This window comes from Novosphingobium oxfordense, from assembly GCF_044029435.1.
Classification (GTDB): domain Bacteria; phylum Pseudomonadota; class Alphaproteobacteria; order Sphingomonadales; family Sphingomonadaceae; genus Novosphingobium.
In genome coordinates, this window is record NZ_CP147008.1 from 639,354 (window position 1) to 651,861 (window position 12,508).

A 12,508-nucleotide genomic window follows, 5' to 3' on the forward strand; every position below is an offset into this window, starting at 1 on the left:
CCGGTCAGACCCAGCCCGATGCGCGCAAGTCGGGCTGGGTAAAGTCGGATCGGATCTGTGCGGCGCTTTCCTTGAGCAATTCCAGGAAACGCCGCTGGATCGCGGTGGGCCGCCAACTGCGCCGGGTGGTAATGCCGACAACGCGGCGACTGTGTTCGAGCGGTGCGCCGATCTGCGTCAGAAGCCCGCTACGGATCTGCAGCGCAACCTGATCCGGAGAGAGCAGCGTCAGGAAATCGCCATCGGTCAGCAGGCGGCCGATGATCATCACCGAACCGCATTCGATGGGAGTGGGCGGCAGCGCCCTTCCCTCGAACAGTTCCTGCCACTGCTCACGCAGCGGAGAATTGGCCGGTGCCACGATCCACGGAAACGCCGAAAGCTGCTCCATCGTCGGTCGCTCCACGCCCGCGAGCGGGTGTTGGCTTCCGGCCGCAATCACCAGGCGATCTTCCACCAGCGGCATCTGGTAAAGGTCAGCAATCTCGTAAGGCCGCAGCGCCCCCACGACCATGTCGATCACACCGTCGCGCAGCGGCTCCACCAGTTCGCGCCAACTGCCTTCCAGCACCTTGAACGCCGCACGCGGCTCTTCGCGGGCGAGCCCGGCCATGGCGGCCGGGGCGAGATAAGGCCGCGCCAGCGGCAGCGCGCCGAATGCGATCAATTCGCTGCCACTGCGGCTGTCCAGCCCCAGGTCGGCAATGGCGGCGGCGATTTCGGCACTGGCAAGACGGGCTCCCCGCGCCAGCTTCTTTCCCGCCGGATTGAGCCAGACCACCCGCCCCCTGCGTTCAAGCAGCTTGCCGCCGATCATATGTTCCAGATCGCCGACCGCGCGATGCACGGCCGTCTGCGACAGGCCGGTGGTCTGTGCGGCCGCGGAAAAACTCCCCGCTTCGGCAAGGGCCATGAAAGCGCGCAACTGCGTCATCGTCATCAGCCGTTCGGGATGCGCGAAAACCGCAGAAAGCCCCTTGGCCGCCGTAGAAAGGTGATCGAGCGCCAAAGTAGCACGCTCGATAACGATCTCGCCCATCGGCGTGACGACCATGCCACCCGAGCGGCGCTCGAACAGCGTGTACCCGAACTGCTGCTCCAACTTGGCAAGGCCCTGAGTCAACGCCGGTTGCGAAAGGCTGACGACATCGGCCGCAGCGGTGATGCTGCCGTGTTCGCGGATCGCGAGAAGGGCTCGCAGATGCCGCAGGTTCAGGTCGAACGGATCGGTCGTCATGGACTTCCTTGCTCTACGCCATGGGGGCTTGCGCACCAAGCCCGGAAAAATCGCATGGACGGCCTATATATTGAATGGTACGACCATTAGGTCAATGACTCGTGACGGGTATTGCCCGTTCATGCCAAGAGGAGAGGCTTTCCGTGGATTTCGAACTTCCCGAAGACGTCCGGAACATCTGTGACGTTACCCGCGACATCGTTCGCGACCTGTTGCCGCTGGAACAGCAGTTCATGGAGACCGGCGAAGTTCCGCCGATCGTGCGCCAGACGCTGGTCGATAACGGCTACTTCGGCATGGCCCTGCCGGAAGAATACGGCGGTCTCGGCCTTGGCGCTCTGGCGCAGGCGGCAGTGCAGATCGAGTTGGCGCACCTGCCTCCCCAGTTCTGGACCGAACTGCGCCCGCTGATGGGCCCGGGCGCCAAGAACATCATCTATCACGCCAGTGAAGCCCAGCGCGAACACCTCCTGCCCGGCATGGCCACCGGCGAAATCGGCATCGCCTTTGCGCTGACCGAGCCGAACTCCGGCTCCGACCCGGGCTCCATGCGCACGACCGCCGTCCGCAATGCCGACGGTTGGGTGATCAACGGCAGCAAGACTTTCATCTCGAACGGAAAGAAGGCCAAGTACGTCATCGTCTATGCCTATACCGATAAGTCGGCAGGATCGCGCGGCGGTATCTCGGCCTTCCTCATGCCCGCCGATACCCCGGGCTTCTCGGTAACCGGCACGATCGAACTGATGGGCACGGCCACGCCCGGTGTGTTCGAACTGAGCTTCGACAATTGCCAGGTCCCCGCCGATGCCTTGCTCGGCGAAGAAGGCCAGGGCTTCCGCTATGCGCTGGAAGGTCTCAACGAAGGCCGCATGAACGTCGGCGCGACGGCGGTGGGCATGGGCGAATTCGCGCTCCAACTCGCCATCGAGGAATCGAAGCAGCGCCCTGCCTTCGGCGGCGTGATCTCGGACTTTCAGGCGATCCGCCACTACATCGCGACCATGGCGACCGACATGCGCGCCGCGCGGCTGATCCTGCTCGATGCAGCGTGGCGCTACGACCAGGGCGACAAGCGCCGTGAACTCGCCTCGATGGCCAAGCTGTTCGCGACCGAGGCGGGCAGCCGCACGGTCGATACGGCCGTCCAGATCTTCGGCGGCACCGGCTACTGCCGCGGCTTCGCGGTGGAGCGCCTCTACCGCGACATTCGCATCACCCGGATCTACGAAGGATCCTCGGAAATTCAGCGCAACACGATCGCGAAGGAACTGCTTCGCTGACAAGTCAAAGGGCAGGGAACCGCTCCCTGCCCTTTTCTCCATTTCGCTCTAGAGCAGTTTCCGATCCGATTGCATCGGATCAACTGCTCTAAGATTTTGGTTTGTCGCGTTTTCCGAGTCATCAGGTGATCCCACCTGATTAGAAAACGCTCTAGATGATCTGGCCCTTGGCGCGCAGAGCCGCGATCGCATCCGCGTCCAGCCCCAATTCCCCACTCAGCACCGCTTCGCCGTGCTCCCCCAGTTCGGATACCAGCGAGCGCGCCTGCGCCCGGCTTGCGCTCATGGTAAAGGGCGGATTGGGAACGAGATAGCTTCCGGCCGCATCTTCAACGCGTGACATGGCGCCGCGCGCAGCGAGTTGAGGATCGGCAAGAACTTCGTCCATCTCGCGATATCGCCCGCAAGGCACCCCGTGGCGCGAAAGAACTTCCTCCGCCTCTGCCGACGAGCGCCCGATGGTCCATTCTTCCACGAGCGAAAGCATAGTCGCCCAGTTCGCATTGCGATCGGCATTGGTCCGGAAGCGCGGATCGTCGCGCCATTCCGGATGGCCCACCGCCTCGGTCAGTTGCTCGAAGTTCTTGGGGCTGGTCGGCGCCACCATGACGAAGCCGTCTTGCGTTCTGAGCGGCGTGTAGAGCGGCCGTCGGGGGCCACCCGGAAACTGCGCTTCCTGCGTCTCGAACACGAGCATGCCCACCATCGCCTCCAGCATGGAGAGGTCGATGTACTGGCCCGCTCCCGTCCGTTCGCGCTGGTAGAGCGCGGTCTGGATCGCGCCGAACGCATGTGTTCCCCCCAAGACGTCGGCCACGAAAATGCCCGATGTTGCGGGCCGGTTGGCGTCGTCCTGATAGTGCAGATTGACCATGTCGAAGCCGCTGGCGGCATGGATCACCGGCGCATAGGCGGGAAAGTGCGCCTTGGGGCCCTGCTGACCATACCCGGAGATCGAGCAATAGATCAGGCGCGGATTGATCTGCGCAAGCGTCTCGTAATCGAGCCCGAACCGCTTCATCACGCCGGGACGAAAATTCTCGACCACCACGTCGTAGCTTGCCGCCAATCGGTGGATAAGATCGCGGATTTCCGGCGATTTCAGATTGCACGCCAGACTGCGCTTGCCGGCATTGAGGTGCCCGAAATAGGCGGAGCGACCGTCGCGCAGCGGTGGGCGGGCGCGGACCTGATCCCCTTCCAGCGACTCGATCTTGAGCACCTCCGCCCCCAGATCGGCCAGCATCCGCGTGGCGAACGGCCCCGCCATCACCGATGTGAAATCCAGCACCCGCACGCCCGCAAGCGCATCGCCGTCCCTCTGGTTCGGGTTCTCGTCCATCCTCGCCTCTCCGATAGGATCAAGTATTTAATGGTCCTACCTATTGCATCGGAGAGAGGGCAGGGTCAATCACTCGCTGGATGGCGCCGATTTCGTCCGCTTTCGTGGAGCAGCGCCCTGCGCCTTGATGTTCTTGCGAACGTGGCGATAAACGCGCTCCAGATGCTTGCGCATTTCCTCCGCCGCAGCTTCGGCATCGCGGGCACGCAGGAAGCGGATCAGCTTGAAGCGGGATTCGATCAGGGTTTCCTGCAAGGTCTCGTAACCCGGCCCGCGCACGAATTCGTGAAGGATCCCGGAAAGGGAATCGACGAAGATCCCGAACATGCGATTGCCGGTCGCGCGGGCAAGCACGTCGTAATAGGCGGCCGCGCATTCGTAGCGCGCCTCTACCGAGGTTTCCTCGCGCGTGCGCTCCGCGATCTTTTCCAATTCGGCGAAATGCTCCTCGGTTCCGCGTTCGCACGCGAGACGCACGACTATGTCCTGAATGGCGATGCGCGCTTCGGTCAGTTCATCGAGCGAGATGTCCCCCAGATGCACGTAGTCCTGCATGGCCTGGACGATCCGGTCCGGCTCGGCCGACTGGATCACCGCCCCGCCCTTCACGCCCTTCAGGTTGCGGATGATCCCGGCGACTTCCAGGCTGCGCAGGGCCTCGCGCAAGGCGCTGCGGCTGACCTGGAACTGCGCCGCCAGTTCGCGCTCGGCAGGAAGCTTGTCGCCCGCCTTCAGCGTCCCGGCGGCAAGCTGGGCACGGATCTGCTCGCAGATGACTTCGAACGCACGCTGCGTCTTGATCGGCGCGAACGCGGGCTTTTCGGTACTTGCTGTGGCCACTGCTCTTCTCTCTTCGACGATGGCCAAGGGTACTCCGATCACCGCCTATTGAGCAATGCCCAGACCACTGAGTTGACAGACAGATACAAAACTATAATGGTCGGACCATTCAAAGAGGAGTGGAGAGATGAAAATCCTCGTGCCCGTAAAGCGGGTGATCGACTACAACGTAAAGCCGCGCGTGAAGGCGGATGGCACGGGTGTTGACCTTGCCAACGTGAAGATGAGCATGAACCCGTTCGACGAGATTGCGGTGGAAGAAGCCATCCGCATCAAGGAAGCGGGCAAGGCGGAAGAGATCGTCGCCGTCTCGGTCGGCCCGGCCAAGGCGCAGGATACGCTGCGCACCGCGCTCGCGATGGGCGCCGACCGCGCGATCCTGATCGAAACCGATGCCGAGGTTGAGCCGCTGGCCGTCGCCAAGATCCTCAAGGCGATCGTCGCCGAAGAGAATCCGGGCCTCGTGATCCTGGGCAAGCAGGCGATCGACGACGATTCGAACCAGACCGGCCAGATGCTCGCTGCCCTCACCGGCCGCCCGCAGGGCACCTTTGCCAGCAAGGTCGAGATTGACGGCGATCACGTTGCCGTGACCCGCGAAGTCGATGGCGGTCTGGAGACCGTGAAGCTGTCGCTGCCCGCGATCGTCACCACCGACCTGCGCCTCAACGAGCCGCGCTACGCTTCGCTGCCCAACATCATGAAGGCAAAGAAGAAGCAGCTCGATGTGAAGACCGCCGCCGACTACGGCGTCGACATCGCCCCGCGCCTCAAGACCCTGAAGGTCTCGGAGCCGCCCGTTCGCGTCGCAGGCGTCAAGGTTGCCGACGTCGATGCGCTTGTCGCCAAGCTCAAGGAACTGGGAGTTGCCTGAGGGCACAGCCCGGAAAGGACTATGACTATGAAGACGCTCGTTTGGGTCGAACACGACAACGCGTCGGTCAAGGACGCAACGCTCCACACCGTCACTGCCGCTGCCAAGCTGGGTGAAGTTCACCTGCTAGTCGCCGGCTCGGGCTGCCGTGCCGCCGCCGAAGCCGCCGCCAAGATCGCCGGTGTCGCCAAGGTGCACGTGGCCGACAACGCCGCCTACGAACACGCGCTGGCCGAGAACGTCGCCCCGCTGATCGTGGAACTGATGGGCCACCATGACGCGTTCCTGGCGCCCGCCACCACCACCGGCAAGAACGTCGCCCCGCGCGTCGCCGCGCTGCTCGACGTGATGCAGTTGTCGGACATCCTCTCGGTCGAGGGTGAGAAGACCTTCACGCGTCCGATCTACGCCGGCAACGCCATCGCCACCGTGGAATCGAGCGATGCCAAGCTGGTAATCACCGTGCGCGGCACCGCCTTCGAGAAGGCCGCTGCCGAGGGCGGTTCGGCTGCGATCGAAGACGTCGCCGGCGCCGGTGACGCAGGCCTCTCCAGCTTCGTGGGTGCCGAACTCGCCAAGTCCGAGCGTCCGGAACTGACCAGCGCCAAGGTGATCGTCTCGGGCGGCCGCGCGCTGAAGGATTCGGAAACCTTCGAGCAGGTGATCATGCCGCTGGCCGACAAGCTCGGCGCTGCCGTTGGCGCATCGCGCGCTGCGGTCGACGCGGGCTATGTGCCCAACGACTACCAGGTCGGCCAGACCGGCAAGATCGTGGCCCCCGAAGTCTACATCGCCGTCGGCATCTCGGGCGCAATCCAGCACCTTGCGGGCATGAAGGACTCCAAGACCATCATCGCCATCAACAAGGACGAGGACGCCCCGATCTTCCAGGTCGCCGATGTTGGCCTCGTGGCGGATCTGTTCACTGCCGTGCCGGAACTCACCGGCACGCTCTGAGCCTTCCTTTCCGACCCTTCTTCGAGACGCAAAGACCATGATTGAACGTGAAGAGATGCCTTACGACGTCGTGATCGTCGGCGGTGGACCTGCGGGTCTGTCCACGGCGATCCGGCTCAAGCAGGTCGATCCCGAACTGTCGGTCTGCGTGCTGGAGAAGGGCTCGGAAGTGGGCGCGCACATCCTTTCGGGCGCGACGATCGATCCCAAGGCGCTCGACGAACTGCTGCCCACCTGGCGCGAGGACGGCTGCCCGCTGGCGGAAACCCCGGTGACGGACAACCTGCACTGGCACCTGACCAAGAAGAAGAAGTTCGCGCTGCCGCACTTCATCCAGCCGCCTTTCATGTCGAACGACGGCAACTACACCGGATCGCTCGGCAACCTCTGCCGCTGGCTGGCCGAACAGGCCGAGGCGCTGGAGATCGAGATCTTCCCTGGCTTTCCGGCGGCCGAGATCCTCTACGACGATACCGGTGCCGTGATCGGCGTGCAGACCGGCGACATGGGCGTCGACCGCGAAGGCAATCCCAAGGGCGATTTCCAGCCGGGCATGAACCTGCTCGGTAAGTACACTGTGTTCTGCGAAGGCGCGCGCGGTCATCTGACCAAGCGCCTGAAGGCCAAGTACGACCTTGAGGCGAATTGCCAGCCGCAGATCTACGGCCTGGGCATCAAGGAACTGTGGGACATCGATCCCGCCAAGCACGTTCCCGGCCGCGTGATCCACACGCAGGGCTGGCCGCTCAGCGAGAACAACGCCTGGGGTGGCGGCTTCCTGTATCATCAGGCGAACAACCAGGTCGCGCTCGGCTTCGTGACCGCGCTCGATTACCAGAATCCCTACGTCTATCCGTTTGAGGAATTCCAGCGCTGGAAGCAGCACCCGGAAATCCGCGCGATCCTGGAAGGCGGCAAGCGCGTCGCCTACGGTGCCCGCGCGATCAACGAGGGTGGCTGGCAATCGGTGCCGCAGCTGGCCTTCCCTGGCGGCGTGCTGGCGGGGTGCTCGGCCGGTTTCGTCAACGTGCCGCGCATCAAGGGCACGCATACCGCGATGAAGAGCGGTATGCTGGCGGCCGAGGCGATTGCCGCCGCGATCAAGGCCGGCCGCGAGCAGGATGCGCTGACCGAATACGACACGGCCGTGCGCGAAAGCTGGATCGCCAAGGAACTGAAGCTCGTCCAGAATGCCGAGCCGATGGTGGCGAAGTGGGGCGGCGAGCTGGGCACGATCCTGGCCGGCGCCGACATGTGGCTGCGTACCCTGTTCGGCTTCGGCCTGGCCAAGCCGATGAAGCATCACACCGATGCCTCGTGCACCCAGCGCGCCGATCTCTACCAGCCGATCGCCTATCCCAAGCCGGACGGCGTGATCAGCTTCGACCGCCTGACCAGCGTGTCCTACTCGTTCACCAACCACGAGGAAGACCAGCCGTGCCATCTGCGGCTGAAGGACCCCACGGTTCCCACCGCGATCAACCTGCCGGTCTATGCCGGGCCCGAGGCGCGGTACTGCCCGGCGGGCGTCTACGAATTCGTCGATCCGGATGGCGCGGGCATGCGCCTGCAGATCAACGCGCAGAACTGCGTCCACTGCAAGACCTGCGACATCAAGGATCCGACGCAGAATATCGAATGGGTCACCCCCGAAGGTGGCGGCGGGCCCAACTACCCGAATATGTGATGGCATCCGGGCGCGTGGGAATACGAAGCCGGCCATTGCCATTGCTCGGGTAACGCCCGAGCCTTCATCCCCAACTCTATCTCAAGGCAACGCCTGCACCGGATCGCCCGACCCACTATCCGACACCCACCCCCCGGCGGTGGCGACATAGAGCCGCGCTACATCGAGATACTGGGCAGAGCTCGCCAATACGAGATCCGCGCTTGCGCGCTGATAGAGCCGTTGAGAATCCAGCACTTGCAGAATGCCGCTGTTGCCCACCTCGAAGCTGCGGCGCGACAGGTCGAGCGAATGCCGGGCCACGGCCTGCGCTTCTTCCTGCATCGCCACAGTGCGTGCATCCGTCTGTAGCGCACTCAACAGGTCCGCCACTTGCGAGAAAGCTGCCAGAACCGTCTGCTGGTAAGTCGCGTCGGCGGCTTGGGCGCGATGGATCGCCGCCGCTCTTTGGGCCTTCAGCGTACCGCCGTGGAAGATCGGCGCGGTCAGGCCGCCGAAGATGTCGTAGCCTCTAAACGCATTCTTCAGGACATCGTCGAGCGACGGCGCGCCCTGGGTCAGCGTCGCGCCCAGCGTGATGTCCGGATAGAGCCGGGCCGTGGCGACGCCGACGGCGGCAGTGGCGGCGTGAAGATCGGCCTCCGACTGGAGGATATCCGGCCGTTTGTGAACCAGTTCCGAAGGCAGCGTCACCGGCAATGACGCAGGCAGGGTCAGCGCGGCCAGATCGAAATCGGTAGGACCGAGTTCGGCCGGACTGACGCCAACGAGCACGGCAAGGAGGTGCCGCGCTTCGGCCAATTGCTGATCGAGCGCGGGCACGGCACCGCGATCGGCAGTGTACTGGCTCTGGGCGTTCAGCACTTCGACCTGCGTGCCCTCTCCCGCCCTCTGCCGCTTGCGCGTCAGGTCCAGGTTCCGCTCATCGTCTTCCAGGATAGCCTGCTGGACGGCAATGCGCGCACGGATAGCTGCGATGCTCAGGACCTGGTTGACCACCTGCCCGGCAATCGTGAGGTGCGCCGCCTCGGTCTGGTGTTGTTGCGCCTCGGCCTGCGCGGCGGCCTGTTCGACCTGGCGGCGCAGTCCGCCGAACAGGTCGAGATCGTAGCTGATCCCGCCGCCGACGGAATAGAGACCGAACTCGGGATTGCCCGAGGCGCCAAGCGCCCCTCCGCTGAAACCGAACGAGGCGAGATTGACCTGCTGCTGGTCGATCCGGGCATTCGCGTCGATTTGCGGCAAGCGCTTTCCGGCGATTGCCCGGACCTGCTCGCGCGAGGCTGCGAGTGTCGCGTCGCTGGCGGCAAGTGTATGGTTGTGGGCCAGCGCGCGATCGACCAGAGCATCGAGGTCCGCCGATCCGAAAGCCCGCCACCAGCCGATCGAAGGCCCTTCGCCGGGAACCGGCACCGGCTGGCCGGTGATCGCCACCTCCTCCTCATTCGAAGGAAGATAGGCCTTGGCGGTCGGTGCCTGCGGCCGCGCGAAATCCGGGCCGACCGTGCAGCCGGCCAGTGTTGCCGAGAGGAGGAGAATGGAAAGCAGGCGCATGAGCGTGTGAATCAATCCAGATGCATGGGCGCGTCGCCGCCGTCTGCCGCCTGCGGTTTGCGCAGGAACACCAGCAGGGGAATCACGGCGAGCGTGACGAGGAAGAGGAACCAGAAGGCATCGACATAGGCGACCATCGAGGCCTGCCGCGTGATCTCCGCATTCATCCGCGCAACCAGCACGGGGGCGTTGAAATCGAAATTGGGCGATGCTGCCGCCAGCGCTGGATTGTCGGGCCGCACGGCCTCCACCAGCCGGGAATGGACGGTCGCGGCATTGCGAATGGTCATCGCCTGGAGCACGGAAATCCCGATTGCCGACCCGATATTGCGGATCAACGTAAACATCGCCGCGCCTTCGTTGCGATAGGCCGGTGGCAGGGTTGCAAAGGCGATCGTGGAAAGCGGGACGAAGATCATGCCCGTCCCCAGTCCCTGCACGAAGCCGGACATGATCATCAGGCGCTGATCCATGCCAAGCGAGAAGCCGGACATGGAGTACATCGAGATCCCCGCCAGGCTGAAGCCGAGCAGGATCAGCAGCCGTGCGTCGATACGCTTGATCAGCATGCCGGCCAGGATCATGGACACGAAGGATCCCACGCCGCGCGGCGCGGTGACGAGGCCGGTCACGACCACCGGATAGCCCATCAGGCCTTCCAGCATCGGCGGCAACAGCGCCAGCACCGAAAAGATCAGCACACCCAGCACGAAACCGAAGACGCAGCCCAGCGTGAAATTGATGTCGGCAAACAGGCTGAGGTCAATGAACGGACGCTTGGCGGTGAGCGTGTGCGCGACGAACAGGTAGCCGAACAGCAGCGTCGCCCCGCCCTCAAGACAGATTTCCACGGCACTGAACCAGTCCTTGGTCTGCCCGCGATCCAGCATCAACTGAAGCGAACCGATCGCCAGCGCCAGCATCGCAAAGCCGAACAGATCGAGCCGCGTGCGCGCGGCCTGTTTCGATTCGCTCAGGAACAGGGACAGGCCGACGAAAGCGAGCGCCCCGATCGGCAGGTTGATGAAGAATACCCAGCGCCAGGTCAGATTGTCGGTCAGCCATCCTCCCAATGCCGGCCCGATGATCGGCCCCAGCACCGCGCCCATTGCCCATACGGACATCGCAGGCCCATGCCGCTCGGGCGGATTGATATCGAGCAGAATCGCCTGGCTCATCGGCACCAGCGCCGCCCCGAATACCCCTTGAAGCAGCCGAAACCCGACAATCTCGCCAAGCGAGGTTGCTACCCCGCAAAGGCCGGAGGCGATAGTGAAGCCGACGATCGAACAGAGCATCAAACGCCGGCGGCCGAACTGCCCCGCCAGCCATCCGGTCAGCGGCGTGCAGATCGCGGCCGCGACGATATAGGACGTGAGCACCCAGCTGATCTCGTCCGCAGAGGCGGCCACGCTTCCCTGGATATGCGGCAAGGCCACATTGGCAATGGTACTGTCGAGCGAGTTCATCACCGTTGCCGCCATGACCGAAACGGTGACAAGGCGGCGGATGCCGGGCTCCGGATACAAGCTGGTGGCCGGATCGCCGCTCATCGCCCGGCCCCGGCCTCTCCTCCGCCAAGCAGGTGCCGGCGGAAGCCCGTGTCCACCGTGACGTCGACGCTGAGGCCGGCGTGGAGCGGCACGTTGGCCGGCGGATTGTCGATCTCGAACTCCACCGGCAGGCGCTGCACCACCTTCACCCAGTTGCCGGTGGCATTTTCGGGCGGAAGCAGCGCAAAGCTGTTTCCGGTGCCCGGACTGAAGCTGCGCAGCCGTCCCGTCAGGTGCAGGCTGGGGAAAGCATCTATTGCAAAGGTCGCCCGCTGACCCACGCGCAAGTGATCGAGCTGGTTCTCCTTGAAGTTGGCCTCTACCCAGATATGCGCCCCGGCCAATGAGAAGACCGGTCGCGCCGCGCTCACGAAATCGCCGAGCTGCAGCTGATCGACCTTGGTGACGATGCCGTCCTGCGAAGCGCGCACGACGGTGTAGCCCAGATTGAGCCTCGCCCGATCGAGCTGCGCCTTGGCTCGCTTGACCGCCGGCTGCTCGTCGGTGGGCACCGATGCCGCGCCGGCCAGGGTCGCGGCGATGCTGGCGTTCTTCTGCTGCTCGGTCTGGATGCCCTGGCGCGCGGTATTCTCGGCAAGGCGGGCCTGGTCATATTGTGCCTGCGACGAAATGCCTTCCGCCAGCAGTTCCTTCTGCCGGGCCGCCTCGCGCGTGGCGTAATCGAGTTGCGCCCGGGCGGCGTTCAGTTGGGCCTGGCCCTGACCGTAATTGGCGCGCAAGGCCTCAACATGCGTGCGCGCATCGGCCAGTGCCGCCTCGGCTTCGTCGACCGCTGTCTGGAAAGGCGCCGGATCGATCCGGAACAGCACCTGACCGGCACGTACGCGCTGGTTGTTGTGGACCTCGATCGCCACAACCGGCCCACTGATGTTGGCGGCAACCGAGACCATCCCGCTCTGGAAATAGGCGTTGTCCGTGGTCTCATACCGACCACCGTGCAGGTAGAACAGCAATGCCGCCGCAGCCGCCAAAACGACACCGCCAACCAGAAGCGGCATCCGCAAGCGCTGGCGGCGCGATTTGCCTTGCTCTGCCGGAGTGCTGCCACTGTCCGGCAGAGCAGCGCCGGTGACGAGATCCGGGTCAGCCACCACGGCATTCTCGAATTCTTCCAATCCGCGGTTCACTGTCATGGTTTTCCGTATTTTCACGCGCGTTTT

At 64.2% G+C, this 12,508-nt stretch carries 10 protein-coding genes; 4 read left to right on the forward strand and 6 right to left on the reverse strand.

Annotation, left to right across the window (positions count from 1 at the left end; translation table 11 throughout):
• Nucleotides 1-4 precede the first annotated feature (4 nt).
• A complete protein-coding gene (locus WBP07_RS25745; RefSeq protein ID WP_395397922.1) occupies nt 5-1,237 on the reverse strand; it encodes a LysR family transcriptional regulator in 1,233 nt (410 codons plus the stop codon).
• Between the two features lie 143 nt (nt 1,238-1,380).
• Here WBP07_RS25745 and WBP07_RS25750 point away from each other — a divergent pair, with 143 nt between their 5' ends.
• Nucleotides 1,381-2,520, forward strand: coding sequence for an acyl-CoA dehydrogenase family protein (locus WBP07_RS25750; RefSeq protein WP_395397923.1), 1,140 nt, complete (start codon nt 1,381-1,383; stop codon nt 2,518-2,520).
• Nucleotides 2,521-2,671: 151 nt separating this feature from the next.
• On the opposite strand, the gene WBP07_RS25755 is transcribed toward WBP07_RS25750, so the two are convergent.
• Nucleotides 2,672-3,862 (reverse strand): CaiB/BaiF CoA transferase family protein, encoded by a 1,191-nt coding sequence (locus tag WBP07_RS25755; RefSeq protein WP_395397924.1) that lies wholly within the window; start codon nt 3,860-3,862, stop codon nt 2,672-2,674.
• Between the two features lie 69 nt (nt 3,863-3,931).
• The gene (locus WBP07_RS25760; RefSeq protein WP_395397925.1) at nt 3,932-4,702 is read right to left on the reverse strand and encodes a FadR/GntR family transcriptional regulator; all 771 of its coding nucleotides are present in this window, start codon (nt 4,700-4,702) and stop codon (nt 3,932-3,934) included.
• Nucleotides 4,703-4,829: 127 nt separating this feature from the next.
• On the opposite strand from WBP07_RS25760, the gene WBP07_RS25765 reads away from it, so the two are divergent.
• Genes WBP07_RS25765 through WBP07_RS25775 form a run of 3 tightly spaced genes read left to right on the forward strand, consistent with a single transcriptional unit; the run spans nt 4,830 to nt 8,220 of the window.
• On the forward strand, nt 4,830-5,576 hold the full coding sequence (locus tag WBP07_RS25765) for an electron transfer flavoprotein subunit beta/FixA family protein (protein WP_395392597.1): 747 nt from the start codon (nt 4,830-4,832) through the stop codon (nt 5,574-5,576).
• A gap of 27 nt (nt 5,577-5,603) precedes the next feature.
• Nucleotides 5,604-6,533 (forward strand): electron transfer flavoprotein subunit alpha/FixB family protein, encoded by a 930-nt coding sequence (locus tag WBP07_RS25770; RefSeq protein ID WP_395397926.1) that lies wholly within the window; start codon nt 5,604-5,606, stop codon nt 6,531-6,533.
• A 37-nt stretch (nt 6,534-6,570) separates the two neighbouring features.
• On the forward strand, nt 6,571-8,220 hold the full coding sequence (locus WBP07_RS25775; RefSeq protein WP_395397927.1) for an electron transfer flavoprotein-ubiquinone oxidoreductase: 1,650 nt from the start codon (nt 6,571-6,573) through the stop codon (nt 8,218-8,220).
• Nucleotides 8,221-8,301: 81 nt separating this feature from the next.
• Here the strand turns inward: WBP07_RS25775 and WBP07_RS25780 are convergent, their stop codons facing one another.
• Genes WBP07_RS25780 through WBP07_RS25790 form a run of 3 tightly spaced genes read right to left on the reverse strand, consistent with a single transcriptional unit; the run spans nt 8,302 to nt 12,481 of the window.
• Nucleotides 8,302-9,774, reverse strand: coding sequence for an efflux transporter outer membrane subunit (locus WBP07_RS25780; RefSeq protein ID WP_395397928.1), 1,473 nt, complete (start codon nt 9,772-9,774; stop codon nt 8,302-8,304).
• A gap of 11 nt (nt 9,775-9,785) precedes the next feature.
• Entirely contained in the window at nt 9,786-11,327 is a 1,542-nt protein-coding gene (locus WBP07_RS25785; protein ID WP_395397929.1) for a DHA2 family efflux MFS transporter permease subunit, read from the reverse strand.
• Nucleotides 11,324-12,481 (reverse strand): HlyD family secretion protein, encoded by a 1,158-nt coding sequence (locus tag WBP07_RS25790; RefSeq protein WP_395397930.1) that lies wholly within the window; start codon nt 12,479-12,481, stop codon nt 11,324-11,326. The genes WBP07_RS25785 and WBP07_RS25790 overlap by 4 nt, the downstream gene beginning before the upstream one ends.
• Nucleotides 12,482-12,508 lie beyond the last annotated feature (27 nt).